This is a genomic window from Aeromonas sp. 9A (assembly GCF_963900955.1).
Taxonomy (GTDB): Bacteria; Pseudomonadota; Gammaproteobacteria; order Enterobacterales; family Aeromonadaceae; genus Aeromonas; species Aeromonas salmonicida.
In genome coordinates, this window is record NZ_CAWRFG010000001.1 from 720824 (window position 1) to 747134 (window position 26311).

Sequence of the window (26311 nt, forward strand, 5' to 3'; positions counted from 1 at the left end):
CATAGTAAAAACCCCATGCGTTGCGAATCAATTTTTAATTGTTAGTTAGGTCATTGTACTCACGAGCAAGTGACACTAGATCGAGTCTTGAATAACGGTTTCTGGATTCAACAGGGTATGTTGAATATACATAGTCAATAAAGTCGTCAAAATATAAATTCTTGGTTTTATTAATTACAAAATCTAATATTTGACGCTCTCTATATGGCAGGGAACTTTCATCAAAGTGACCATTAAAGCTAATGAGGTACTTGTCAGAACCGTACATGGTTTGTTCTGAAACTATGGAAAAATAAGGGCTGCGGCTAGCTACTTCAACCACATCATCTACATAAGGTCCGTAATGGTTAAACAACCAGTCAATATCAGTGAGCTGACGATCATCGATTAAAGCGCTAAACCAATCTGCTAGGTAAACTAGCTTTGTTAGTCTAGCTTTTGATAATTCACCTTTATGAGGATATTTAACGCAGAAATATGCAATAATTTTTTGAAGTCTATTCATTTCAATATCTCCTTTAAGGAGGCTATATCTTCCATGTTAACTTGAGATTTATGATGATTTCTCGATGAAGCCTTATCGTAGTTTCGACCATTTCTTACAAATGCACACAAATGGCTTTGATATTTTTCACAATAACTAATGATGCTTTCTCGCACTTCGTCATTAAAGCTTTCTTCTTTTGTACTTTCAAAAAGAATTACACCAATATGATCATCAACATCTACTATCGCGAGGCCGAAATATCGGCAGCTTTTCATCTTAATAGCATCTAACTCTTCTTGAGTATATTTGTAGCGAGCCATCATATACTTATCATATTCATCTTTATCTGTAGTATATGATGGTGCTTCACATTCATACCAGCGTCCATGCTCCCAACTCTGACTTATTACACCTTGATTAAGCGCAAATCGTTGCTTATGCATCTTTGATAGTGCAGGGTTTTGAGAGTATCTAGCTAATATTGAAAAGCTTTCATCATCTTCATGGTAAATAGAAACTCTAGAGTGCGTATCCAAGTCTATAGACTTGGCAATACCTTTAAGCCAAGACTCCACTAAACTGCTATGAATTTCACTAACTTTGGACCTGTGTAATTGTGCTTCTTCTTGCGACCTGTCAACCTTTATTTTTAATGCTTGTATTTCGTCTTCTTTAGAGCGTTCAAAATTTGTTTTATTTTCTTTCAATGCTGAGTTTTCGTTATTTAATCGTTTGTTATCAGATGCCATTTCACTTTGATCTTTATAGATTCCTAGTGCGCCAACACAAAATAAAACAATACCAACTAAGATATAACCCCATGGGTTGTGTAGAAGAAACTTAGTAAAGCCGGAAAAATCTTGAAATTTACCCCATTCAGTCTTGATGACATAAGAACCTACAAAGGCACACCCCAGCGATAAAGAAATTGTTCCAATTGCAGACGACACGATATAAGCCCCCTTTCCAAAAGACACTCCTAGGTCTTTGAAAAAGTTAGACTTTCCTGTAAATCCAAATCTATTTGACACTCGTATCAACCCTTAACAAACACAAAACCACCGTTCAAATATACAATAAATAGAGGCGATTTTCGAATACTTTTCGATACATCTCGTATGTTGGGCTGACAAAGTCGTAGGTTGGTGCTGAACGAAGTAAAGCCCAACGTTTACCGCGAAACGTATCTGCAAATTATTTTACCAAATGACCTATTTCATGATTATTTCGCTCTGGTTGGCGTAATAATGCTAGTCTGTTGGGCTTCGCTACGCTCTGCGCCAACCTACAAGAGCGAGGCTACCGAGTATAAATATCGGAACGCTCATTTATTTTACCTAGACGAACTAACCTGGAGGCAATGGAACCTTTTGTTCTTTTATGGATTCTTGATAATTCATCAACACCTAAGCCTGAATCAAAGCTATTTGCCAATAGCTCATCTTCGTCTGGCTTCCACGGCTTCCCAGCATTTTCTGGTAAATCAGATTTACGCTTTTCAGAAATGATTGATGCTTCGAGGCTCTGTTTTGCGATAAATAAAGCTCTAATGACTTCCGGCTGATTGAAGCAGCTTTCTTCAGATAACTCTTCACCGGTTTCAGGATTAACACCTTCTGACAATGCTGAGATGATTTCTAAAGCCTTAATGACATCCATATTTTTCCCTTTAACGCTGAAGAACTTGTCTGTTGGTCTTCGCTACGCGCTGTGCCAACTTACAAAAACCACGCTACCGCCCCTGAATTCCAGCCTCCAGTCTGCTGCTTTTACCGGCGATTTGGAACTGGCTTGACTCATGGTTGACTCCGACAAGAGGTTGCCAGGCGGATATGTTACCGAATGGGGCTGGGGTGAAAAGCGTAAGCGGGCCATTTCCTGAGCAAGATCAATAAATTAATCAGCAATGGGTTTAAATGTGGTCGCTCAACCGCGGCGGCCATCAGCACAGAGGGAGAGCGGACGAGGAAACGGCTGTGCCGTCCTCTTGCTGGCGGGCATTAAAAACCCTATGGGCCCAAAGGCCCATAGGGTTTGTCTGCGGTGATTGTTTGTGTAGTGGTTATCTGGCTTGGCGTACCGGCACGGCGCGGGTGGTGGCCACTTCGTAGCGGCTTTGGCTCGCCGGGGCGGTTTTCTGGAACTGGCGTACCAGCCGGTCGAGATCGCTCAACTGATCCACCAGCTGGGTGATGCCGTGCACGGCGTGCTGGCTGCCTGTGCTGGAGTCATCGGCCAGGGTCTTGATGCTGAGTACATTGCGGTTGATCTCGGCAGTCACATGAGATTGTTCCTGTACCGCCTGGGCAATCTGGCCGCTGCCAGATGCAACCTGCTGCAACATGCTGTTGATCTGCTGCAGTATGCTGCCGGTAGCCGACGCTTTTTGCTGGCAGCTCTCCGAGAGTTGACACCCTTTCTCCATTGCCTGCTCAGCATCCCCGGCGCTGGTTTGCAGCTCGGTGATCATCTTCTGAATTTCGCTGGTGGAGGCTTGGGTCTTGATGGCAAGCGAGCGGATTTCGTCCGCCACCACCGAGAATCCCCGACCCGCTTCACCGGCGCGGGCCGCTTCAATTGCCGCATTGAGCGCCAGCAGGTTGGTCTGATTGGCGATGTTGTTGATCACATCGAGAATGCCGTCGATATCGCGGCAGTGGCCAACCAGTTCGCTGATGACCGTCTTTGAGGTAGTCAGCTCGCTGTTCATGCCTGCCACGGCCGCCACTGTCTCGGCGACGCTGCTGTTGCCGTTCCTGAACAGGTCGGTCGTCTCGTCCAGCAGGCTGGAGGCGTCGCTGGAGCTTTGCGATACCTCGCGGATGGACTCCGACATCTCTGTGATGGCGGTGGCCACCTGATTGGTCTCGGCTTGCTGCTGTTGCAGGTTGTCGGTGATGGATTCGGCGTTGCGCAGATCCCCTTCTGCGGCCTGCAGTATTTGAGTGCAGGTTTGCTGGGTGCGGGCCAGTACGGCATTGAACTCGGCCTGATTCATCAACATGGCGAGCTCGATGGCGGCGATGTTGTCGACCTTGTTGGTATAGAGCAGCTGCATCAGCGGGTTGTCAAAGCGGCTGCGAGCCATCTTGTTAAGCTTGCCCAGACGGCGGGAGAGGGCATGGATAACCACAGCCGCGAGTGCCAGCGGGAGGGCTGCCAGCGTCAGTTGCCAGTTAATGCCCTGGCTGTAACCCAGGCCAAGCATGGTTGCCAGACTTAGCAACAGGCAGAGGTTGATGGTCAGGGTATGGGAGAAGGTGGGCAGCCTGAGAGCCAGTGGAACCTTGTCATTGCGCAGGTCGGCATAGACGCCCTCAGCACGCTGTTTGAGCGCTTCGCTCGGTGCAGTACGTACCGATTGAAATTCGGCTATCCGTCCATTTGTGTCTTTGATCGGGGTGACAAAGGCGCTGACCCAGTAGTGGTCGCCATTCTTGCAGCGGTTCTTGACCGGCCCCATCCAGCTCTTTCCCTCCTTGATGTGGTGCCACATATCTGCAAAGGCCTGTTTGGGCATATCCGGATGGCGCACCAGATTGTGATGTTGACCTCGTAACTCGTCAGGGCTGAATCCTGCGATGTCACAGAATTCATCGTTGGCATAGGTAATGCGACTTTCCAGATCCGTGGTGGAGATCAGGTTCTGGTGGTCCGGATAGAGGCGTTCGCGCTGAGTAACGGGTTGGTTGACTCTCATGGAGCTGCTCCAGAATGGGGTTGTTAGGAAAGACGTATTGCCAGTGCAAGTGGCGCACCAAGGTGACACCTTTGGTGATAATTTTGTAAATAGAGGCTTTATCCGACCAAAATGGTCAGACTTTGCCGGGAGTCCGGATCATGGAGGGGTGATCAAACAGATCGATTCGCATTTCGAGAACCGATTTGGGAGCAACAGGGGGAATTTCGCAAGATGGGGGGACAGGCGTGTCATGACAGGGGAGCCCGCCACGGGCTCCCCTGGGATCAGACGGTGGGTGTCGGCGAGAGGGGATCTTGTTCGGGCGGCGGGGGCAGCGTCATGGTCTCTATCTGCAGCCCCTGCACCAGCACGGTTTTCAAGTCCTGCAAGTACTCCTCCAGTGGCGACTCTTGCAGCAGATGGGCGAGTTCATTGCCCACAGGCGTCAGGCGGTAGTAAAGCAGGGTGATGTTGGCCTGCTTGCGTTGCAGGCGCCAGTGCTGGTTGCCGAAGGCCAGCTCCACCCCATCGGCGGGCAGCGGACCGGATTCCAGCTCCCCTCTGTGCAGCAAGCCCAGTTCGAACAGTTGCAACATGGCGTTGTAGGGGAGCCGGTATTTGCCAAGGCCAAGACGGGTCACCTTGGCGCGGGTGAGCAGGCTGGCACCCTTGTGCAGCCCCAGCAGCAGACGCTGCTCATCGCTGCCCGCATAGTGGCAGGAGAGGGCGCAGACTCGCTGAAACAGCATGGCTTCGCGCTGGGTCATCTCTTTGAGGGTGGTCAGGGCGCGGATGGAGAAGCGGCCGGGAGTGGCGACCTCGATGGCGAAGATGCGGCCCCACAGCTGCTGCATGGGCACCATGCTGATGTCTTCCGCCAGTTGCAGGAAGCGGGTCAGCCAGTCGCTGTCCATCTCGCCGCCGGCAGCCGTCTCCTCACAGTGACGGGAGGCCATCACCATGATGGCTTCCAAGTTGCGCTGGCGAGCGGCTTGATCCGCCAGATGGCGAAAGGTGGCGCGTTGCTCGAAGGTGCTGTCGCTGTTGCGAGTGAGCATGCCATCGATGCCGCGGCTGCGGGCCAGGCGCAGGGTCTGCTCCTGGCTGCTCAGGATGGCACTCTCTTTCTTGGGCGGGGGCAGGTCAGCCATGCTGGCTCCGTGATCGCAAGGTTTGGCCTTGAATGTTACTCCAACCGGCATGGCGGGCAATCCCTCAGGCAGGGACTATGTCTGGATTTTTGCCCGTGACGGGACAAAAAATGGCCTCCGAACGGAGGCCGTCTCGTGACTGGCGTTATTGCAGGGCCGGGGTGTGCGTCATGGTGGCCAGTGCCCGAGCACCTTTCATGGCCAGGATCACTCTTCGTAGACGCTGACCTCGATCCCTTCCATGGAGTAGGAGGCGGTCGCCATTTCATGGCTGGAACTGATGGTGCGCATCTTGCCCTTCACCCAGATGGCGTCCCAGAGATCATCCACGGGGGCGCCCTTGGGATAGCTCACATAGATCACCTGATTGGTCGGGGGTGGCGGCACATGGATGCAGGCGCCGAAGTAGGGCACCAGCAGGAAGGCGGTGATCTTCTTGGCATCTCCCTCCAGCGGCACCACGAACCCCGGAATACGCACATCCTGCTGATCCAGCTTCTGATTGACGCCCCCCACGGGTTGAGGAACCGACATGGGATCTTCATGGTTGACCTGGGGCGGTGGCAGCAGCCTTTCCCCTTCCGGGATCAGCACATCCCAGTCGATGGTCTTGTAATCGGCGGCCACTGCCGGCAGCACCAGCAGGCTGGCCAGCAGCGCCATTATTTTCCACTTCATCATCTGTCCTTCTGTTTGTCGCTCACTAGACCCGGATGCTCATGCCATCGCTCAGGCTGTAACGGTAGGCGCGGGCCGCTGGCAGCAGGCCGATCACCATGCCAGCCAGCCACACCAGCCCCAGCAGTTGCCATTCATAGGCGCTGGGCAGCCCCAGGCTCAATTGCAGGCCATAGTGGCTGAGCAACCAGGGAGTGGCAAGCCCTTGCCCCAGATAGAGCGCGGCTACCCCGACGGCTATGCCCGCTGTGGTGAGGGCCATCGCCTCCAGCGCCAGCAGCAGGAAGAGGTGGGCCGGACCCGCGCCGAGGGATCTCAATATGGCCAGCTCGCGCCGCCGCTCGTTGAGCCCCGCCAGCAGTGTGGTCAGCATGCCGATGAGGCCCGCCACCACCACAAATCCGGCGATCACCGAGAGCGCGGTTTCTGCCACGCTCATCAGGCTCCACAACTCCTGCAGGGCCGCCCCCGGCAGGATCGCCATCAGCGGCTCGCCTCTGTAGGTATTGACGCTGCGCTGGAGCTGGAACGCCAGGATGCGGTTGCTCAGCCCCACCATGAAGGCAGTAATGGTCTTAGGCGTCAGATCCTGCGCCAGTGCCTGCTCGGCGGTCACATTCTTGCTGTGACGACCCGTATCCCAGCCGAGGTGGATGGCCTCGATACCGGCCAGCGGCACATGAATGGTGCGATCGATGGGGGTGCCGGTCGGTGCCAGTATTCCCACCACCTTGAACGGCAGGTTGTCATGCTGGCTGAAGGAGGTATTGCCGGCGCCGTGGGCGATGATGATGGATTGATCCAGCTGGTAGCCCAGCTTCTCTGCCACCTGGGCGCCAAGTACCGCCTCGAATGGCGTGTCGAACGGCCGCCCCTCCCGCAGTTGCAGTGACTGCTGCTGGCCGTACTTCAAATGAGTGAAGTAGTCGCCATTGGTACCGAGCACCCGAAAGCCCTTGTGGGAATCACCGAGGGAGAGGGGAATGGTCCAGGCCATGCCGGGTTTCTGCTTGATGGCTTGATAGGCATCCCAGCCTACGTTGTTGGTGGGATTGCCGATGCGAAATACCGAGTAGAGCAGCAGGTTCACCTGGCCGGAGCGGGCGCCGACGATAAGGTCTGTGCCAGATACCGTATTGGAAAAGCTCTCGCGGGCCTGGGTACGAACCCGCTCCACCCCGAGCAGCAGGGTGACGCTGATGGCCACGGCCAGCAGGGTCAGCCCGGCGGTGAGACGACGGGCCCAGAGACTTTGCAGAGCAAGTTTCAGCACGTTAGCCTCCGGTTTTGTTGTTGCGATGCATCTGCGCATGCGGATCTGGCCGGGCGCATGCCGTGGTGATGAATGGTCAGCATATGGCCCTCCGGTTGAGCTGTTGCAGGTTTTCAACCCGCGGGAAGAGAGGTTCGAGGTAGGGATCGTGACTGACGAAGATGAGGGTCGAACCCTGCTTGTCACACTCTTCGAACAAGAGCTTGATAAAGGCGGCCCGGTTGTCGGTATCCAGGGCCGAGGTGGGTTCATCGGCGATCACCAGCGGCGGCGAACCTATCAGCGCCCGTGCGGCGGCAACCCGTTGCTGTTGACCGATACTGAGGGCGTGAACAGGGCGATGCAGTGCTTCGGCCGGCAGTTGCAGCTCTGCCAGCAGGCGGTGCGCCTCCTGTTCGGGGCTCCCCTGCAGACGAGCCCGTTTCTCGGACGAGAAGGTGAGGGCGGCGGTGACGTTGTCCAGCACGGATAAAAATGGCAGCAGATTGAACTGCTGGAAGATATAACCCAGATTGGCCGCCCGGAAGTGGTCACGGGCACGGCCAGATAGCTGGGCCAATGGTTGGCCCAGTACCTCCAGGGTGCCGTGGTTGGCGGTCTGGATCCCGGCCAGCAAGCCGAGCAGGGTCGACTTGCCAGAGCCCGACGGCCCCTTGATAAACACCCGCTCACCTTGGGATATGGTGAGGGCGGGCAGATCGAGTACAGGCTCGTGACCCGGCCAGGAAAAGGCCAGATCGCGGATCTCAACCACGGCTTTTTTCATGGGATTACCAGCTCAGCTTGTTGGCGGATGGGGTCAGCTCGGCCGCAGTCTGGCCGCTGGGCAAGATGCCCTGCACGCTCAGCTTTTCCAGGCTCGGGTAGACGCTGAACAGGGTGGCTTCCAGGCCGGTCAGCTTGGCAGGTGTCTGGCAGGTGTAGGTGTACATGGCCCCCAGATCGGCGTGACCCGCCTCGTCATGGTGGTGTTCATCGTGATCGCTGCCAGCCTTTTCATGGTCATGGTCATGGTCATGGTCATGGTCGTGATCTTCCTTGGCCGCCCGCAGCTCCTGGTGAGTCAAGGTGCAGCCCGCCGCCGGGTCTAAACTGAACAGAGCATCAGGCTGCTTGAGCTGAGCCATGGCCTTGGCGTATTGCGCCTTGTCCGCATCGCTGTTGGCTGCGTGCTCGAATCCGACCAGATCGGCGCCGGGTGCCTGCAACTCTATCATCAGCTGGTTGCCATCGAGCACCAGATTGAGGTGAGCGTGACCGTGCTCGTGGGCACCGTGGCCGTGGCTTTCATGCTCGTCGTGGTTTGCTTGCACGCCAAAGGCGGCGGCTGCCAGTAATAAGGTGACTGCTTTCATCGTTAATCCTTGCGAAACAATTAATAAGAGGAATGTTCAGAGGGAAAAGCGATGAGGGGTGGAGGCGCGCGGATGCGGCAATGACCTGTGGTCCTGTGCTGCGGGGTGGTGAAAGTGATGGGGGCGAGATGACCTGCGACAAAGAGTGGCTGTGGGACTGGCAGTGTCGGCGTCAGAGCCAGCTTGCCATCCAGATGGAGGGCGCAGAGAAGGCAGCTGTGATTGTGGTCCGGCAGGTCTGCTTCCAGCGGGTGTTGTGCCAGCGCCGGTTGTATCCACAACCAGCCCAGCAGCAACAACCCGATTTTCAGCTTGGAACGACCCATAGACCCTTATGAAAAGGCGCCGTCAGCGCCCCTTCTCTCTGATTCAGAGATGGGACTGGATGAGCCCCATCACGGTAGCAATATTGGTGGCATCGAGCTGGCCGTCTTTGGCGAACAGCACCTTGCCCTCTTTATCCAGCAGTATGATGGCCGAACTTTCCGGCGCGAGATCCCAGGCGTTGCGAGCCATGCCTTTGGCATCCAGTACCATGGCGGACCAGGGGAACTCTTTCTTGCTGTCTTCGGCACTGCTCTTCACAAAGCCGGAAGTACCCCAGATGGCGTCATTGCTGTTGATGATGGTGACGGTCTGGTACTTGTCGTGGGGTAGCTTGGCCGCTTTGATCGCCTCGATCATGGGGGCGTTCAGTTCCTTGGCACTGGAGCGACCCGCTATGTGCTGGATCAGAAAAACTTTGCCAGTCAGTACCTTGCTTTGCCAGGGTTGGTAGCTGACCTCTTTCTCTTTCAGCACCAGTTCACCCTTGTCGCTGATATTGACCAGCGGCACCTGGGCAGACTCCTTGATGTTGTGAGCCATGGCCAGGGTCGGCAGCAGCGCCAGAGTAAGTACGAGATGTTTCATCCTGATGACACTCCTTTTGTTATGTTATAACGATTTTTCACTTGAGGGAATGGGGCAGAACTCATCCTAAACTGATCGGATCTGTTTAAAAAGTGTTAAATAAACTCGCAAGGGCGTCGACGATGCCGCCCGTCAGCGCTGAGCTCGGCGGACAAAGGCGGCAAGGATGGCACGCAGTCGATAAAAATCAATTGGTTATCAACTGGTTTGATGAGTGTAGAGCTTAGTACAAGGGTTCGCTGACCAGCGGGATCTTGGCCATGGTCATCTGTTCGACCAGCAGGGGCGAACCTGTCAGCAAGACGTGGCGCTGATTGCCGATCACTACCGTATCCCCTTTCAATCCACTGTCGGCCGTGATGGCCAGCCAGGCTGGCGAGACGCTGCCGATGCTGATATTCGGGTAGATGATGCTGAGCATGTATTGCGGTGCCAGCTCTGCCAGCAGGCTTGCCATCAGCAGTGCCTTCTCATCGCTGTCTGCCTTGTTGTTCTGCAATGCCTGCAGGGGCGGGGCGAAGTGATCCATCTGTTCCGGTGGCGTGGGTATCCCGCTCAGCCACTCCTGCAACAGGCCGACGCTGGTGGCCAGATCCTTGGCGGAAAACTGTTTTGCCAGGGGTTTGAGATCCCCCTTGAACTGGTAGAACAACTGGGAGTAATTGGGGCGCACGCAGGGCAGCTTGCGGTTGGATGGATGAACGCAGGGCACGACTCGCATCTGATAGAAGGCGTCGTCCTGATATTGCTGGTAAGCCTGCCAGAACAGGGTCGACTCCATGCTGTCGTCGCGCAGAGTGAAGGCCTGCTCCAGATTGCGAAACTTGGTGGCGGTCTCGGGACTGTTCTGATTGATGAGGTTGATACTGTTGTAAAGGCGCGGGCTTATGTAGGAGTAGAGTGTCTCCAGCGGATAGTTGAGGGCGGCATCGAGCAGGGTCATTTCGTGGCGGCTGACCGACATGATGCGTTCGTTGGTATTCAGTTGCAGTCGCTTCTGTTGCCCGTCGGCAGATTGCCACTGCCAGCTCAGGTTGACCTCGCTTGCCCCGACCGTCGATGCGACCACTAGACTCAACAACAGACCTTGTGCCAGTTTCATGATGGTGCATCCTGCTCGGGGTGATACTAAACAACTAGGTGAGCCGACCGGATTTGGATTGGTTTAGTTTTTGTGATCTGGGTAACAGCCTGATAAGGCTTTAAATTTAATTCTCGAAATAAGTCATACAGGAAACTGCCATGAAGCGAATTCCCATACTCTTGCTGCTGTTGGCGGCCTTGCCTGCGGCGGCGGGCCAGGTGATCGTCAACAAGGGCATGTCCATTGAGGACACTTTCGCGCTGCGAGACAAGCTGGCGCGGGAGCATGAATGGCAGGAGTGGCTGCGTTTCCAGCAGGCCATCAAGTGGCTGGAAGTATTGCCGGTCAACTGTGAGTTGATGAGTCAGCCGGGCGGTGGTTATCGCTGTGGCAGCAACCATTACCGGTCCTATCAGCAGGATGGACGGGAGATTTACATCCAGGGTGATCCAGCCGGTGTGACGCCGGGTCAGCCTCCGTCGGATCCAATGAAGAAGGCGCCCTGAGGCCAGTGCCGTTCAGTCAAGACTGGGCAGATATTCTGCTTTATCTGCACGGCATCAAGGCATCGATGGCGGTCCCGTCATACCTCTTCAATGCTCGTGTTGCTATCTCTCGGCCAAGGGATATCACCTCAACCGTTTCCACCTCTTGTTCAACACATAAATGAAGCAAAGGCGCTATTGGCGCTTTGGTGCCGGACCTTTTTTGGGTGACCGGAGACGCCTTTGTTTGGTGCTGCATCATGGCTCGGGCTCGGGTTACACTGTGCCATCGTTGGGCGCAGAAAAAGCAAGATGAGCGACCGTGAGGAGGCCGGACAAGTGGCGTCCTCACGGCAGTATCCTTGGCCATGGCAGGAGACAGGATGAGCAAGAAATCGTTGGATTGGGGTATCGATCTCGGTGGTACCAAGTGCGAGTGTGTGGTGCTGGATGGCGACGAGGTGCTGCTGCGTCATCGCATCCCCACTGAACGTCAGGGCGGTTATCAGCATATGATCGGCCAGATTGCGAAACTGGTAGAGGAGTGCGCGCTCAAACTGGGTCAGCGCCCAACCATCATAGGCATGGGCACGCCTGGCGCGCGTGATCCCCAGACAGGGGTAATGAAGAACTGCAATACCACCGAGCTCAACGGCAAGCCGTTCAAGGAAGATCTGGAACGCAGGCTCGGCGTTCCCGTGCTCATCGCCAACGACGCCAACTGCTTTGCCCTGGCGGAAACCCATCTCGGTGCGGTGCGCCAGCACCATCCCGATGCGAAGGTGGTGTTCGGCATCATAATGGGCACCGGCGTGGGCTCCGGCATCGTCATCAATGGCAGTATCTTGAATGGCCATCACGGCATCGCCGGTGAGTGGGGCCACAATGTGCTCTCCCCCGATGGTCCCGAGTGCTACTGTGGCAAGCGTGGCTGTGTCGAGACCCTCATCAGCGGCCCGGCGCTGGAGGCCTGGTATCAGGCCAAGACCAAGCGTCATCTGTCGCTGGCCCAGATTGCGGCGGCGACGGCTTATGATCATGTGGCCAAACTCACTATCGATCGCTTGCACTTGCTGTTCGGTCAGGCGCTGGCCAACGTGGTCAATATTCTCGATCCGGATGTCATCGTCATCGGTGGTGGCGTCGGCAATGTGCAGAGCCTCTACAGCGCCGGGCGGCAGACAATTTTGCCCTTCCTCTTTAATCCCCGCTTCGCCACCCCCATTATTGCTCCAGCCCTGGGAGACAGCGCCGGTGTGTTCGGGGCCGCACTGCTGGCCCGTGGCGTATTCCAGGACGCCCTGCTGTCGTGAGTCATCCATCCGTTCGTCCCTTTGTTGCAGGTAAGGACACACTTTTTTCATGATCAAGATTGCCATCAATGGGTACGGGCGGATCGGCCGCAACGTGCTACGTGCTCTTTATGAAAGCGGGCGCGACAAGAACATCAAGATAGTTGCCATCAACGAGCTGGCGGCGCCTGAAGCCATGGTGCACCTCACGCGTTTTGACACCAGCCACGGTCGTTTCCGCTATCCGGTACAATTGGCGGGTCACAGCATGCTGGTGGGGGAGGATCTCATTTCCCTGTTTGCCGAGCGGGACCCCGCCAATCTGCCCTGGCGGGCGCTGGGGGTGGACGTGGTGCTCGATTGCACCGGTGTATTCGGCTCGCGGGCCGACGCCGAACTGCATCTGGGCGCGGGGGCGGGCAAGGTGCTCTTCTCCCATCCGGCGGATGCGGATGTGGATGCCACCATCGTCTACGGAGTGAACCATCAGCTGCTGACGGGAAGGGAGCGGATCGTCTCCAACGCTTCCTGCACCACCAATTGCGTGGTGCCCGTCATCGAAACATTGCATCGAGAATTCGAGATAAATTGTGGTACTATTACGACAATTCATTCGGCCATGCATGATCAGCAAGTCATCGATGCCTACCACAGCGACTTGCGTCGAACCCGTGCTGCCAGCCAGTCCATCATTCCTGTGGATACCAAGCTGGCAAAGGGGTTGGAGCGAATCCTCCCCCACTTCGCCGGCAAGTTCGAGGCGATCGCGGTACGGGTGCCGACCATCAACGTAACGGCAATGGATCTCAGTATTACTGTTCGTAAAAAAGTGACGGTTACTGACGTAAATCAAGCCCTGCAACGGGCATCCAGAGGTACATTAAGCGGTATTCTGGATTACACGGAGGAGCCATTGGTCTCCGTAGACTTCAATCATGATGCACACTCCTGCATCATCGATGGTACCCAGACACGGGTAAGCGATGCCAACCTCGTCAAGATGTTGATGTGGTGCGATAACGAATGGGGCTTCGCCAACCGTATGCTGGATACCACCCGGGCCATGATGGCCGCAGGCTGAGAGCCTGAACGGGCGCAAGGTTACTGTTTTTAACATTACCTGAAAATATAGAGGACTGAATATGTCTGTTATCAAGATGACCGACCTGGATCTGGCGGGTAAACGCGTTCTGATCCGTGCTGACCTGAACGTACCGGTAAAAGACGGCAAGGTCACTTCCGACGCACGTATCGTGGCGACGCTGCCGACCATCAAGCTGGCTCTGGAAAAGGGCGCCAAGCTGATGATCACCTCCCACCTGGGTCGCCCGACCGAGGGTGAATACAACGAAGAGTTCTCCCTGGCTCCGGTTGTCAACTATCTGAAAGACGCTCTGTCCTGCCCGGTCCGCCTGGCCAAGGATTACCTGGATGGCGTAGACGTGGCCGCCGGTGAGCTGGTCGTGCTGGAAAACTGCCGTTTCAACAAAGGCGAGAAGAAGAACACCGAAGAGCTGGCCAAAAAATACGCCGCCCTGTGTGACGTCTTTGTAATGGATGCGTTCGGCACCGCTCACCGCGCCGAAGGTTCTACCTACGGTGTGGCTCAATTTGCCCCGATCGCCTGTGCAGGCCCGCTGCTGGCCGGTGAACTGGAAGCCCTGGGCAAAGCCATGCTGAAACCCGAGCGCCCCATGGTTGCCATCGTTGGCGGCTCCAAGGTCTCCACCAAGCTCACTGTACTGGAATCCCTCTCCAAGATCGCTGACCAGCTGGTGGTCGGTGGTGGCATCGCCAACACCTTCATCGCCGCTGCCGGTCACAACGTCGGCAAGTCCCTGTGTGAACACGACTTGCTCGACACCGCCAAGAAACTGGCTGCCGAGACCAACATTCCGGTCACCACAGACGTGGTCGTGGGTACCGAGTTCTCAGAAAGCACTCCGGCCACCATCAAGTCCGTCTCCGACGTGACCGACGGCGACATGATCTTCGACATCGGCCCTGACTCTGCCAAGGCTCTGGCCGACATCATCATGAACGCCAAGACCATTCTGTGGAACGGCCCGGTCGGCGTGTTCGAGTTCGACCAGTTCTCCGCAGGTACCAAGGTGATCGCCGAAGCCATCGCTGCTTCTCCGGCTTTCTCCATCGCTGGCGGTGGTGACACCCTGGCTGCCATCGACAAGTTCGGCATCGCCGACAAAGTCTCCTACATCTCCACTGGCGGCGGCGCCTTCCTGGAGTTTGTAGAAGGCAAGGTACTGCCGGCTGTTGCGATGCTGGAACAGCGCGCCAAAGCCTAATTGACCCGGGACGGGGGGCAAAAGCCTCCCGTTTCGTTTATCATGTGGCCGCTGTGCCGGTTCATGATGAACCCCCCATTTTTTATTAACGGCATACGAGAACAGGACGATTAAACATGTCTAAGAAAATTTTCGACTTCGTAAAACCCGGCGTGATCACTGGTGATGACGTTCAGAAAGTGTTCGCCATCGCCAAAGAGAACGGCTTCGCTCTGCCAGCTGTAAACTGCGTTGGTACCGACTCCGTCAACGCCGTACTGGAAGCTGCTGCCAAGGTCAAAGCGCCGGTTATCGTTCAGTTCTCCAACGGTGGTGCCGTGTTCACCGCCGGCAAGGGTCTGAAGCTGGAAGGCCAGCAAGCCGCCATCATAGGTGCCATCTCTGGTGCCAAGCATGTTCACGCCGTTGCCGAAGCCTACGGTGTACCTGTCATCCTGCACACCGACCACGCTGCCAAGAAGCTGCTGCCGTGGATCGACGGTCTGCTGGAAGCAGGCGAGAAGCACTTTGCTGAAACCGGCAAGCCGCTGTTCTCCTCCCACATGCTGGATCTGTCCGAAGAGTCTCTGGAAGAGAACATCGACATCTGCTGCGAGTACCTGACCCGCATGGCCAAGATGAACATGACTCTGGAGCTGGAACTGGGTTGCACCGGTGGCGAAGAAGACGGTGTGGACAACAGCCACATGGATCAATCCGCCCTGTACACCCAGCCGGAAGACGTGGCTTACGCCTACGAGCGTCTGTCCAAGATCAGCCCGCGTTTCACCATCGCTGCCTCCTTCGGCAACGTACACGGTGTATACAAGCCGGGTAACGTCAAGCTGACCCCGTCCATCCTGGACGCTTCCCAGAAATTCGTTTCCGAGAAGTTTGGTCTGCCTGCCAAGTCTCTGGACTTCGTATTCCACGGTGGTTCAGGTTCCACTCTGGAAGAGATCCGCGAGTCCATCTCCTACGGCGTAGTGAAGATGAACATCGACACCGACACCCAGTGGGCTACTTGGGAAGGTCTGCTGCACTTCTACAAGACCAACGAAGCTTACCTGCAAGGTCAGCTGGGCAACCCGGAAGGCGCTGACAAGCCGAACAAGAAGTTCTACGATCCGCGCGTATGGCTGCGTGCCGGTCAGACTTCCATGATCGCCCGTCTGGAGAAAGCCTTCTCCGACCTGAACGCCATCAACGTACTGTAATTCGTTACCGTATCTTGATTGCATGCAAAGGCGTCCTTCGGGGCGCCTTTTGTGTATGTGGGTCAATAGAGTGCCGTGGCCATCAGCCCATGGTGTGACCGAAGCAAAAGGTATCCTCCGGGATGCCTTTTGCATTTCTGTGATCCTCATTGACTGGATTGGTGGCGGGGGGCTGGGTATTATCGATAACAGGTCGTTTATTTTAGTAAACACATGGTCACCAAGGCGGGATGCTGAGTATGCAGGCAGGAAAGTTCAACGGATATCAGGAACATGTGGCCTCCTATTATGCGGCCACCCGCAACGACAATCAGCAGTGGCCAGAACTTGGCGGTGAGCTGAATGTCGATGTCTGCATCATTGGTGGCGGCTTTACCGGCCTCAATACCGCCATCAACCTGGCACAGGCGGGCTACAAGGTGGCCCTGCTGGAGGCAAACCGCGTCGGCTGGGGGGCGTCCGGTCGCAACGGCGGCCAGCTCATTCGTGGCATTGGCCACGATACCAGCCAGTTCGCCCGCTGTATCGGCGAGCAGGGAGTACGGGAGCTGGATCTGATGGGGTTGGAGGCGGTACAGCTGGTGCGAGAGCGCATCGAGCACTTCAACATCGACTGCGATCTCACCTGGGGTTACTGCGACCTCGCTACCCGTCAGCGCCATCTTGCCGGATTTGAGGAAGAGGCGGCACATCTGGCCAGCCTGGGTTATCAGCACGAGATTACGCTGGTGCCACGGGAGGAGATCCACTCAGTGGTGGGGTCGGATCGCTATATCGGCGGCATGATCGACATGGGCTCGGGTCACCTGCATCCCCTCAATCTGGCACTGGGTGAAGCGCGCGCCGCCGCCAGCCTGGGTGTTGCTCTGTTCGAGCACTCCCGAGTGGCCCATATCGACTATGGCAAGCGGGTGCAGATCACCACGGCCCGTGGCCGGGTGAGTGCCGATTATCTGGTGATAGGTTGCAACGCCTACCTCAATGATCTCAATCCCGAATTGGGGGGCAGGGTGCTACCGGCGGGCTCTTACATTCTCGCCACTGAGGTGCTGGAAAAGCGGCTGCGCCAGCGCTTGTTGCCGCAGAATATGGCGGTGTGCGATCAGAACGTGGCGCTTGACTACTATCGCCTCTCCGCCGATGGTCGCCTGTTGTTTGGTGGTGCCTGCAACTACTCGGGAAGGGACCCGCGGGACATCAAGGCCTTTATGTTGCCCAAGCTGCTGAGAGTCTTTCCCGAGTTGGCGGGGACGGCCATCGAGTTTCAGTGGGGCGGCATGATAGGGATAGGGGCCAATCGCTTGCCGCAGATCGGCCGCTTGCAGGATCATCCCAACGTCTTCTATGCCCAGGCTTATTCAGGTCATGGCCTCAACGCCACGCATATGGCGGCCAAGCTGGTGGCAGAGGCGATCCGCGGCGAGAGCCGGGGCTTCGATCTGTTCAGTAGCGTGCCCCACATGACCTTCCCCGGTGGCCCGGCGTTGCGCTCCCCCCTGCTGGCGCTCGGCATGCTGTGGCACCGGATGAAGGATCTGTTGTAAAGGGCAAGCGCAAGCACCCCGAAGGGGGCGGCTTTCACAAGGGGCTCGTGGGGAGGCGTTATTGAGCGGGTTCGGCCAGACGCCAGCCCTGTTCGGTTTTCATCATCCAGACGTCGGTCTCTTGCTGCAGCACCTGACCGGCTTCGAAGTCGCCATATTTGCGCTCCAGCTCCATCAGTCTCATCTCTTGCTGGAAGGGGCCGACCCTGTCATAGACCAGGTCCTCGTCGTGCAGTACCTGCAACTGATCCAGCCCCAGCTTGAAATAGAGCTGGTAGCTCACCTTGATCAGATAGACGCCCTCCATCCGCTCTTCTTTACCGAGAATGGCGAAGTCACTGATCTCGAACAGATTGTCGTCTGTGTCGGACTGGAGTTTGGCGGTGACCTGATGCTGGATTGCCTCTTCACCGGGTCCTGCGTAACAACCATATAGCCAGAGGGCCAGCAGGGGGATGAACCACTTTTTCATCAAAACTCCGGACAAGTGCAAAACGGGAGGGCAGATTGTGCCACGCCAACGTGCGGTGGCAAACCTCGGCTCACGGTTCCAGAGTGCGTTCCAGCACTATGGCCTTGGCCCGATAGACAGCCAGCTCGCGGCGATAGCACTCGGTGAACCCTCTGCGCAGCCAAAAGGATACGGCGGCCTCATTGCTGGCAATCACCGACAGGCGCAGCCGGGTTGCCCCCCAGGTGCGCGCCATCATGCAGGCGTGGAGATAAAACGCCTGACCCCGGCCGTTACCTTGCCAGGGTTCGCCCACCAGCAACAGACCCAGATAAGCGGTGGCAGGATCGGGATAGCCGCGCAGCAGATCGACCACTGCGGTGAGTTCCCCATCTTCCCAGCGACCGATGAGATGTTTGTCAGAGAGCGACAGGTTGGGCGGACATGCCACTAGCGCTTCCTCCGCAGCTCGCGCGGAGAGGGGCTCATGACTCACGGCCGCCTGATAGGCAGGGGCAAGTTCGAACAGACGCTGCAAGGCTGGACCATCGGTTGCCAGCAGCCGACGCAACTCAGTTTGCATCGCGCACCCTATCGAGGTGTCCGGCAAATGCTTCCGGCCCCATAAAGCCGGTCACCCGCTGGCCACTCACTTCCTGGCCGGCACTGTCGAAGAAGATCAGGGTCGGCAGGCCCAGCACGTTCAGGCCGTTGAGCAGCTCCACATCGGCATCGTCGTTGGCGGTGACGTCCGCCTGCAACAGCACCATCTGGCCGAAGCGCTCACGCACGGCGGGATCGCTGAAGGTCTTGTGCTCGAACTCCTTGCAGGCCACGCACCAGTCGGCATAAAGATCCAGCAGCACAGGTGTGCCACGGGCGGCGGCGAGTTGCGTCTTGAGGTCATCCAGGGTCTTGATGTGGATAAATTTAGGGGCCTGGGTCTCGGCGCTGGCCTTGACGCCGGGCACGGGCAGCAGCAGATCCTTGCCCACCACAACGGCGCTGATCATCGCCAGCAGCAGCACGAAGCCGCCGAGACTCTTGCCGACCGAGTGGGCGCGATGCTGGTTGTGGTGATAGAGATAGCCGCACAGCACCAATCCCCAACCCAGCCAGGCCAGGGTGGCCATCTGATCGCTCCACAGCCGTGACAGCAGCAGTATGGGTACCGCCAGCAGTGCAAAACCAAAGAGTTGCTTGATCACATCCATCCAGGCGCCCGCTCTGGGCAGCAACTTGCCCCCTGAGGTGCCGAGCAGCAGCAACGGCAGTCCCATCCCCAAGGAGAGGGCATAGAGGGCCGCACCGCCGAGCCAGAGATCGCCGCTTTGAGCCACGTAAATCAGGGCGCCGGAGAGCGGTGCCGTGGTGCAGGGGGAACAAACCAGGCCCGAGATCATCCCCATGATGCCGACCCCGAGTACAGAGCCTCCCTGTTGGCGGTTGGAGAGGCCGCTCAAGCGGGTTTGCAGGCTGCTCGGCAGTTGCAGGGTGTAGAGCCCGAACATGGAGAACGCCAGCAGCACGAACATGACGGAGAGCCCGATCAGCACATAGGGGTGCTGCAGCGCCGCCTGGAATTTCAAGCCCGCCGACGCCACCACCAGCCCGAGCAGGGTGTAGGTCACCGCCATTCCCTGCACATAGACGAAGGAGAGCAGGAAGGCGCGGCGGGTGGAGAGCCTATGACCCGCGCCGGCTATGATACCGGTCAGGATCGGGTACATGGGGAAGACGCAGGGGGTGAAGGCGAGGCCGAGCCCCAGCGCGAAGAAGGCGGCGATGCTGAGCCAGAAGCCCTGGCTGCCGAGGGCCGCGGCCAGTTGATCCTGCTGACTGCTGGCTGGGGCGCGTGTCATGTCATCGGTGGTGGCCGGATCTGTATCGTTAGCGACGACAGGCTGCACCGCAATCTGCTTGTCGGTGGGCGGATAGCAGAGGCCGTCGGTACAGCCCTGATAGCTGACGGTGAGGCTGGCCTGCTGGCTCGCCTCGGTCAGGGTGACGGGGATCTGCACCTCACGGTAGTAGACCCGGGTCTTGCCGAAGAAGTCATCCTCATGCTCTGCCCCGGCAGGCAAGACGGGTTCATTGAAGGCGAGGGTCTCGCCCTTGAAGCGAAAACTGTGGCGGTAGAGGTAGTAGTCATCGGCGATGCGCAGGGTCAGCAACATCTGGTTGCCTTGCTGTTCACTCTCGAGCACGAAGGCGTCGTCGACTTTCAGAAACTTGGGCTGGGCGTTGGCCTCGATGCCAAGAGCGCTCAGCAGACTGTCACTGCTGGCCTGAACCGGCGTCACACTTAGGGTGGACAGCAGCAGGGCGAAGAGCACAAGCAGGGGGAAGAGCAGGCGAGACAGTGTCATGAGGTTTCCTGTGTTAACCAGTCGAGATAGGGCCGATGGCCCTGGCTTGTCGGGAGTGCCAGGATCTCCGGCACCTCATAGGGGTGATGGCTGAGAATGCATTGGCGCAAGAGTTCAAACAGCGAGGCCCGCGACTTGATGATGAGCTGGATCTCCCGTGCCCGTTCGATCTGCCCCTGCCAGCGATAGACGGAGGTGAGACCGGGCAGCTGATTGATGCAGGCCGCCAGCCGCTGGTTCAGCAGTTGTTCGCTGATGAGGTCGGCACTGGCCTCATCCGGGCAGGTGCAAAGCACCAGAATGGCATCTGTCATGGTGAAATTTCTCGTCCGTTCGAGGCGGCACGACGCCCGTAAACCAGTGGCTACTATACCTAGCGACGGGGTAAATAGCATCTGGCGGCCTTTATCGGCTCGACATGAAAATAAGTGGGGGGCATGAGATAGACGCTGTCAAAGGGACAGGGCAGAATGAGCGGGCTTGTTCCCATTCGACGTAAGGAAATGTATGACCCAACAGAATGAGCAGCAGAGAAACCGCATGTTGAGCCTGTTGCGCGAAGGTGAGCGCCGTATGTTGGTGCAACTGGCCGGTCTGCTGCGTACCAGTGCCGATGAAATCAATGCCGAGCTGGAAAAAGAGGAGCTGCTGGCTACCCTGGAGCAACCCGTCACGGTGGAGTATCTCAACGGCGTGGTGCAGCACCATCTGTTCGAGCGTCTGCACAAGGGTGACATGGTGGCGGCCCAGCGCCTGCTGAACCAGTACCAGAGCGACCTCGAGGCCATGCTGACCCAGGAGTCGGCCGAGGCGGATGCCCCGACCGAAGAGCTGAAGGCGCAAGCCTGAACGCTGCGGCAGGTCTTGCGGGCTTGTCTTCCTCCAGCACCATCATGCCAGTTGCATGATGGTGCCTAGTGTTCCCCGCTTTATTTTCCTGCCGTTTAGCCCAGTGCGTTCTGCTGTATCTGGCCCGGTATCGGGAAGACCTTGTCATAGCTCCAGTTGTAGATGAAGGCATAGACCAGATAGAACAGCACGAAGCCCAGATCCAGCACCAGCGCCTCCATCATGCTGATTTCGAGCCACCAGGCCATCACTGGCAAGGCGACAAACAGCAATCCACCCTCGAAGCCCATGGCATGCCATACCCGTTGCCAGAGCGTCTTGTGGGTGTGACCCTGATACTTGAGCAGCAGTTTGTCCACGCCGATGTTGTAGACGTAGTTCCAGACGGTGGCGAGCACCGAGAAGAACAACGCCAGCGGCCCCATATGGTTGAGTCCTACGCCAGTGATCCAGCTTGCCAGGGGGGCGGCGATCAGCAGGCCAATCAGTTCGAAGCCAATGGCATGGCGCAGGCGGTCACGGGTATTACGCATGATCTGTCTCTCTATCTATCTGTGTCTGAGTGTCTATGGTGGCCAATTTATCGCGAATTTGTGATAGGTTCACGTTGGTATCTATCGATTAAATAGATAGGTTGACGCACAACCAGGTCATGACAGGAGCAACCGGATGAACCCCTCGCTGGAACAACTCAAGGCGCTGCTGGCGGCAGCAGAGACGGGCTCCTTCTCGGCGGCTGCCCGCAAGCTGGGCAAGGCGCAGTCCGTGGTCAGTACGGCCATCTCCAACCTGGAGATAGATCTCGGGCTGGAGCTGTTTGATCGCTCTGCCCGCTATCCCGTGCTGACGGAGGCGGGCACCCGTATCCATCAGGAGGCCACTATCTTGCTGGCCCAAAGCGAGCGCTTGCAGGCGATCGCCGGTGAGCTGGCCGCAGGCGTAGAGTCGAGGCTCACCCTGGCCATCGATGATGACTCCCATCTGCCCTGGCTTGGCTCCCTGTTGGAGGCGTTCGCCACCCGCTACCCCGGCGTCGAGCTGGAGTTGCTGTTTCCGCTGATGGAGGATGTGACCGAACTGCTCAAAAGCGGCCGGGCCCAGCTTGGCATCAGCTATCAGAAGGAGCGGCCTGAGCGGGAGCTCGCTTCCTGTTCACTGGGCTCCGTCAAGATGCCGTTGGTGGTCTCCCCCGATCATCCGCTGGCCCGCAAGACGCCACTGCGAGAGAGCGACTTGCAAGGGGCCCGTCAGCTGATGGTGACGGGGCGACGGGAAGGCACGGAACGTCACCGTTTTCGCCTCTCGGCACAGGTGTGGTGGGTGGAGGGGGATCTGGGCATTTTGGAGCTGGTCAAGCTGGGGTTGGGTTGGGCATCAGTGCCGGACTTTCTGTTGCACCGGCCGCTGGCGCGAGGGGAGGTAGTGGTGCTCAATCCGGACTTCATTGCGCTGGCTGAGCTGGCACTGGAGCTGCAATGGTATCGCGCCCGCCCGCTGGGGCAGGCGGGGCGCTGGCTCAAGGAGGCACTGCTGGCGCGGGTGCCTCGTTAGCCGACCTTACTCGGTCAGCGAGTAGGGCAGGGCTTGCAGAGCAAGGCTGGAAGCCTCCTCCTGCTTGAAACGAAAACGGGCATCGGCCTCTGTATCCTTGGGCAGCACGGCCGTGATCCACACCTGATCTGCCTGTTGCCAGACGTTGAGCACCATGCCGCTGCGTCGCCAGTTGTCACCGAGCTGGATCTCCAGAGCATCGCCACAGGCGACGGGCTCGCTGGCAGTCCCGGCCAGCACGAACAGGGCGCGATTGTTGGCCCCGCGATACTTGGCGCGGGCGACAGTCTCCTGCCCCATGTAGCAGCCCTTAGTGAAGCTGATGCCATCCAGTGCCTGCAGGTTCAACATCTGGGGTATGTACTCCCCCTGATGCACGGATTCCAGATGGGGGATGCCAGCCTTGATATCCAGTCCCCACCAGAGTGATTCGCTACCGGCAGGCAAGTCTATGGTCAGTGGTTGCTCGCTCACCAGCAGCCAGCGATCCGTTTCAATCTGCACTGCCATGCCATCGTCGATCATGCCGGTTTGTGACACGGCAAATCGGGCCGCCATCCACTCATCTGTGCCCTGGCCAGCCACGCCAACTGCCTGACCATGGTTCTCGGCGATCTCGACCTTGGCAAACACCGCAAACTTCTTGAGTTCGGGCAACTGACGCGCCAGCACAGAGGGCTTGGTCAGCATCAGCAGGCGATCGCTCAGGCAGAGCAGACGAAAGTCGCTCCACAGCTTGCCCTTGGCATCGCAGTGGCCGCCCAGCGTGCTTTGGCCCGGTTGCAGTGCATTGACATCGCAGGTGACCTGGCCTTGCAGATACTTGACGCGATCTGCACCGGTCAGGCTGGTGATGGCCAGATCGGTCAGGGGGAAAAGGGTTGGCTCGGCAGGAAAAACAGGCGTTTGCAGGCTCACGATGGTATTCCAGAGACAGAAAGTATGTGACCTGCATGGTAAAGACGTAAGGAATGTTTGTCAGCCGGAAAATCCAGCTGTTACCATCCTCGGGTCTTTGTAAGGAGAGTTCCATGTTGAGCCCAATTGAAAAATCCCGCCTGAAGTGGGCCTGCCGTCGTGGCATGCTCGAGCTGGATGTGATCTTTATGCCGTTCTTTGAACACGAGTTCGACAGCTTGAGTGACGATCAGCAGCAGACCTTCATCCGCTTGCTGGAGAGCGATGACCCTGACCTGTTCAAGTGGTGCATGGGCCACGGCGTTCCTGCCGATCCCGCATTTGCCGCCATGATCGCTCTGATCCTGGAGCGCAACCAGGCTCGCCACGATAGCCTGAGCTGATCCCGTATGCGGGTTTACATGCCCGTCATTCCCTCCCGGCAGCAGCGTGTCCTGCTGCTGATCCTGTTTCTGCTGCTGTTGTGGCCGGTTGCCAGCCTGCTCCATGGTTGGCAGTGGGCACTGCTGCTCCCCTGCTGGTTGGTGGGGCTCTGGCTTGCCTGGCAGGATGCCAGCCGTATGGCCGGTTTGCTGGAATGGGATGGGCAATGGCTGGTGTGGCAGGGTTATCGCTACCAGCTGGGGGCGCGCAGTCGCGTCCTGCCCGGTGTACTCTGGCTGCAACTGGTGGCAAGCGACAGACCTGATGCCCGTCTCTGGCTCTTCTCCGACGCACTCGCGCCGGAACATTACAGGGCGCTGGCCCGCGCCATCAGGCTAACGCCACCCGTCCGTTAATCATCCTGCCTGTTTCAACCCTTCTCCCTCATAGCAAATGACCCCGCCGGGGCGAGGTCATTTGGGTGACTGCTAGCGGGTCATTACTCCCGATCTTGCGTCAGTACTGTGGGCCTGGAGTTAGGCTGCATGTCCGGGTAGTCCGGGATGTGGGGTGCAGGATCACTCCCGCTCCGGGGTTAGTACCGTGGGTTTGGAGTCTGGCTGCATGTCCGGATAATCCAGGTTGTAGTGCAGTCCGCGTGACTCCTTGCGCTGCAGTGCGCAGTTGACGATGAGCTCGGCCACCTGCAGCAGGTTGCGCAGTTCCAGCAGGTTGTTGGATACGCGGAAGTTGGCGTAGTACTCCTGCACTTCCTGCTTGAGCAGGTCGATACGGCGCTTGGCACGGGCGAGGCGTTTGTTGGTACGCACTATCCCCACATAGTCCCACATCATCAGCCGCAGCTCATGCCAGTTGTGCTGGATAACGACCTGTTCGTCCGAGTCGTCCACCTTGCTCTCATCCCAGGCGGGCAGATGGGGCGGTTCCACACTCATGGGCAACTTGGCCATGATGTCGGCTCCCGCCTGATGGGCATAGACCACGCACTCGAGCAGGGAGTTGGAGGCCATGCGGTTGGCACCGTGCAGACCCGTGTAGGTCACTTCGCCAATGGCATAGAGACCGGGAATGTCGGTCTGGCCATTGTTGTCGATCATCACGCCACCACAGGTGTAGTGGGCCGCCGGGACTATGGGCATCGGCTCCCTAGTGATGTCGATGCCGACCGCCATGCAGCGCTCGTGGATTGTCGGGAAGTGCTTGATGATGAAATCAGCCGGCTTGTGGCTGATGTCCAGATACATGCAGTCGGCACCGAGGCGTTTCATCTCGTGGTCGATGGCGCGTGCGACTATGTCCCGCGGGGCCAGCTCGGCCCGCTCGTCGAACTCCAGCATGAAGCGGCTGCCGTCGGGACGGCGCAGATAGGCGCCTTCCCCGCGCAGGGCTTCGGTCAGCAGGAAGTTGGGGTCATCGGGGTGGAACAGGCTGGTGGGGTGGAACTGGTTGAACTCCAGGTTCGCCACCCGGCAGCCGGCGCGCCACGCCATGGCGATACCGTCCCCCGAACTCACGTCCGGGTTGGAGGTGTACTGATACACCTTGGAGGCACCGCCGGTGGCCAGTGCCACGAAGCGGGCGCGGATCACCTCGACTTGCTCTGCGTTGCGGTTCCAGACGTAGGCGCCCAGCACCTTGTTGCCCGGCAGGTTGAGCTTGCGGGTGGTGATGAGGTCGACCGCGTTGAAGCGCTCCATCAGCTGGATGTTGGGGTGGGAGCGTACCTGATCGATCAGGGTGAGCTGCACCGCCTTGCCGGTGGCATCGGCCGCGTGGAAGATGCGGCGATGGCTGTGGCCCCCTTCACGGGTCAGGTGATAGTGGGATTCGCCCTCGGCGTCCTCCTCCTGATCGAAGGGAACCCCCTGCTTGATCAGCCACTGGATGGATTCGCGGGCGTTGCGGGCGGTGAACTCCACCACGGCAGGGTCACACAACCCTGCCCCGGCGTTGAGCGTGTCGCTCACGTGGGATTCGATGCTGTCGGTTTCGTCGAAAACGGCAGCGATGCCTCCTTGCGCATAGAGAGTGGCCCCCTCACTGATGGGCCCCTTGCTCAGAACCAGGACTTTGGCCTGGTCTGCCAACCGCAACGCGAGGGACAGACCAGCGGCACCGCTGCCAATGATCAGTACATCGCAAAGGTATTCAACACTTGCTTTCATAAGTATCATTGGCCTGGATTAAGAACTGGCACCATGGTAGCCCAAGCGAGGGCGGTGATGCAGCCTGCGTCACATTTTTTTCAATGCAACCGAACTTTCCCTGATTCCTCCTGTCTGAACTTGTGCGCTTAGGAAGGGCCGGAAAAGAAAAACGATAACCTGATGGGGGTTTTACGGCT

Annotated in this window: 29 protein-coding genes; 10 read left to right on the forward strand and 19 right to left on the reverse strand. The window is 57.6% G+C overall.

Translation table 11 applies throughout. The features are described 5' to 3' along the window. Positions 1 to 34: 34 nt before the first annotated feature. From AACX78_RS03595 to AACX78_RS03650, 12 genes are all read right to left on the reverse strand, one after another. On the reverse strand, positions 35 to 505 hold the full coding sequence (locus AACX78_RS03595; RefSeq protein ID WP_159165406.1) for a Panacea domain-containing protein: 471 nt from the start codon (positions 503 to 505) through the stop codon (positions 35 to 37). Beyond that, positions 502 to 1518 carry a hypothetical protein gene (locus AACX78_RS03600; RefSeq protein ID WP_159165407.1) on the reverse strand — a complete coding sequence of 339 codons (1017 nt, stop codon included), beginning with the start codon at positions 1516 to 1518 and terminating at the stop codon, positions 502 to 504. The genes AACX78_RS03595 and AACX78_RS03600 overlap by 4 nt, the downstream gene beginning before the upstream one ends. Positions 1519 to 1786: 268 nt before the next feature. Then, entirely contained in the window at positions 1787 to 2146 is a 360-nt protein-coding gene (locus AACX78_RS03605) for a hypothetical protein (protein WP_159165408.1), read from the reverse strand. Between the two features lie 403 nt (positions 2147 to 2549). Further along, positions 2550 to 4187 carry a methyl-accepting chemotaxis protein gene (locus AACX78_RS03610; protein WP_159165409.1) on the reverse strand — a complete coding sequence of 546 codons (1638 nt, stop codon included), beginning with the start codon at positions 4185 to 4187 and terminating at the stop codon, positions 2550 to 2552. A gap of 266 nt (positions 4188 to 4453) precedes the next feature. Continuing rightward, positions 4454 to 5320: a TIGR03899 family protein gene (locus AACX78_RS03615; protein ID WP_159165410.1), complete on the reverse strand. Its 867-nt coding sequence runs from the start codon at positions 5318 to 5320 to the stop codon at positions 4454 to 4456. 207 nt (positions 5321 to 5527) lie between these two features. After that, complete coding sequence (locus tag AACX78_RS03620; RefSeq protein WP_159165411.1) at positions 5528 to 6001, reverse strand: DUF3299 domain-containing protein; 474 nt, start codon at positions 5999 to 6001, stop codon at positions 5528 to 5530. Between the two features lie 22 nt (positions 6002 to 6023). Next, complete coding sequence (locus tag AACX78_RS03625; RefSeq protein WP_159165412.1) at positions 6024 to 7271, reverse strand: ABC transporter permease; 1248 nt, start codon at positions 7269 to 7271, stop codon at positions 6024 to 6026. Between the two features lie 76 nt (positions 7272 to 7347). Beyond that, entirely contained in the window at positions 7348 to 8037 is a 690-nt protein-coding gene (locus AACX78_RS03630; RefSeq protein WP_159165413.1) for an ABC transporter ATP-binding protein, read from the reverse strand. A gap of 4 nt (positions 8038 to 8041) precedes the next feature. After that, a complete protein-coding gene (locus AACX78_RS03635; RefSeq protein WP_159165414.1) occupies positions 8042 to 8626 on the reverse strand; it encodes a DUF2796 domain-containing protein in 585 nt (194 codons plus the stop codon). A 20-nt stretch (positions 8627 to 8646) separates the two neighbouring features. Further along, entirely contained in the window at positions 8647 to 8952 is a 306-nt protein-coding gene (locus AACX78_RS03640; RefSeq protein WP_081097863.1) for a hypothetical protein, read from the reverse strand. A 43-nt stretch (positions 8953 to 8995) separates the two neighbouring features. Then, positions 8996 to 9538, reverse strand: a complete 543-nt coding sequence (locus tag AACX78_RS03645) for a YtfJ family protein (protein ID WP_005318797.1) — start codon at positions 9536 to 9538, stop codon at positions 8996 to 8998. Positions 9539 to 9761: 223 nt separating this feature from the next. After that, positions 9762 to 10640 carry a hypothetical protein gene (locus AACX78_RS03650; protein WP_159165415.1) on the reverse strand — a complete coding sequence of 293 codons (879 nt, stop codon included), beginning with the start codon at positions 10638 to 10640 and terminating at the stop codon, positions 9762 to 9764. Between the two features lie 140 nt (positions 10641 to 10780). On the opposite strand from AACX78_RS03650, the gene AACX78_RS03655 reads away from it, so the two are divergent. The 6 genes from AACX78_RS03655 to AACX78_RS03680 all read left to right on the forward strand — a co-directional run bounded on the left by AACX78_RS03655 (position 10781) and on the right by AACX78_RS03680 (position 17445). Further along, positions 10781 to 11128: a hypothetical protein gene (locus AACX78_RS03655; protein WP_159165416.1), complete on the forward strand. Its 348-nt coding sequence runs from the start codon at positions 10781 to 10783 to the stop codon at positions 11126 to 11128. A 362-nt stretch (positions 11129 to 11490) separates the two neighbouring features. After that, complete coding sequence (locus AACX78_RS03660) at positions 11491 to 12420, forward strand: ROK family protein (protein WP_159165417.1); 930 nt, start codon at positions 11491 to 11493, stop codon at positions 12418 to 12420. 49 nt (positions 12421 to 12469) lie between these two features. Then, entirely contained in the window at positions 12470 to 13480 is a 1011-nt protein-coding gene (gene epd / locus AACX78_RS03665; RefSeq protein WP_159165418.1) for an erythrose-4-phosphate dehydrogenase, read from the forward strand. A gap of 61 nt (positions 13481 to 13541) precedes the next feature. Then, complete coding sequence (locus AACX78_RS03670; protein WP_005318809.1) at positions 13542 to 14705, forward strand: phosphoglycerate kinase; 1164 nt, start codon at positions 13542 to 13544, stop codon at positions 14703 to 14705. Positions 14706 to 14821: 116 nt separating this feature from the next. Beyond that, positions 14822 to 15901, forward strand: coding sequence for a class II fructose-bisphosphate aldolase (gene fbaA / locus AACX78_RS03675; protein WP_005318811.1), 1080 nt, complete (start codon positions 14822 to 14824; stop codon positions 15899 to 15901). 239 nt (positions 15902 to 16140) lie between these two features. After that, entirely contained in the window at positions 16141 to 17445 is a 1305-nt protein-coding gene (locus tag AACX78_RS03680; protein WP_159165419.1) for an NAD(P)/FAD-dependent oxidoreductase, read from the forward strand. 58 nt (positions 17446 to 17503) lie between these two features. Here the strand turns inward: AACX78_RS03680 and AACX78_RS03685 are convergent, their stop codons facing one another. From AACX78_RS03685 to cutA, 4 genes are all read right to left on the reverse strand, one after another. Then, entirely contained in the window at positions 17504 to 17917 is a 414-nt protein-coding gene (locus AACX78_RS03685; protein WP_159165420.1) for a hypothetical protein, read from the reverse strand. A 70-nt stretch (positions 17918 to 17987) separates the two neighbouring features. Further along, complete coding sequence (locus tag AACX78_RS03690) at positions 17988 to 18479, reverse strand: GNAT family N-acetyltransferase (RefSeq protein ID WP_159165421.1); 492 nt, start codon at positions 18477 to 18479, stop codon at positions 17988 to 17990. Then, on the reverse strand, positions 18469 to 20265 hold the full coding sequence (locus AACX78_RS03695) for a protein-disulfide reductase DsbD (protein ID WP_159165422.1): 1797 nt from the start codon (positions 20263 to 20265) through the stop codon (positions 18469 to 18471). Before AACX78_RS03695 ends, AACX78_RS03690 begins: the two co-directional genes overlap by 11 nt. Next, positions 20262 to 20579, reverse strand: coding sequence for a divalent-cation tolerance protein CutA (gene cutA, locus AACX78_RS03700; RefSeq protein WP_159165423.1), 318 nt, complete (start codon positions 20577 to 20579; stop codon positions 20262 to 20264). Before cutA ends, AACX78_RS03695 begins: the two co-directional genes overlap by 4 nt. 193 nt (positions 20580 to 20772) lie before the next feature. On the opposite strand from cutA, the gene AACX78_RS03705 reads away from it, so the two are divergent. Next, positions 20773 to 21114: a hypothetical protein gene (locus AACX78_RS03705; RefSeq protein WP_005318822.1), complete on the forward strand. Its 342-nt coding sequence runs from the start codon at positions 20773 to 20775 to the stop codon at positions 21112 to 21114. A 95-nt stretch (positions 21115 to 21209) separates the two neighbouring features. Here the strand turns inward: AACX78_RS03705 and AACX78_RS03710 are convergent, their stop codons facing one another. Continuing rightward, a complete protein-coding gene (locus AACX78_RS03710) occupies positions 21210 to 21647 on the reverse strand; it encodes a PACE efflux transporter (protein ID WP_159165424.1) in 438 nt (145 codons plus the stop codon). 136 nt (positions 21648 to 21783) lie between these two features. Between AACX78_RS03710 and AACX78_RS03715 the strand changes: the two genes are divergently transcribed. Next, positions 21784 to 22665, forward strand: a complete 882-nt coding sequence (locus tag AACX78_RS03715) for a LysR family transcriptional regulator (RefSeq protein WP_159165425.1) — start codon at positions 21784 to 21786, stop codon at positions 22663 to 22665. Between the two features lie 6 nt (positions 22666 to 22671). On the opposite strand, the gene ygfZ is transcribed toward AACX78_RS03715, so the two are convergent. Further along, positions 22672 to 23583: a tRNA-modifying protein YgfZ gene (gene ygfZ, locus AACX78_RS03720; RefSeq protein ID WP_201302771.1), complete on the reverse strand. Its 912-nt coding sequence runs from the start codon at positions 23581 to 23583 to the stop codon at positions 22672 to 22674. A 113-nt stretch (positions 23584 to 23696) separates the two neighbouring features. Between ygfZ and sdhE the strand changes: the two genes are divergently transcribed. Next, complete coding sequence (gene sdhE, locus AACX78_RS03725; protein WP_159165426.1) at positions 23697 to 23966, forward strand: FAD assembly factor SdhE; 270 nt, start codon at positions 23697 to 23699, stop codon at positions 23964 to 23966. Positions 23967 to 23984: 18 nt separating this feature from the next. Continuing rightward, the gene (locus AACX78_RS03730; protein WP_159165427.1) at positions 23985 to 24362 is read left to right on the forward strand and encodes a protein YgfX; all 378 of its coding nucleotides are present in this window, start codon (positions 23985 to 23987) and stop codon (positions 24360 to 24362) included. Between the two features lie 162 nt (positions 24363 to 24524). On the opposite strand, the gene nadB is transcribed toward AACX78_RS03730, so the two are convergent. Then, entirely contained in the window at positions 24525 to 26132 is a 1608-nt protein-coding gene (nadB, locus tag AACX78_RS03735; RefSeq protein WP_005318835.1) for an L-aspartate oxidase, read from the reverse strand. Positions 26133 to 26311 lie beyond the last annotated feature (179 nt).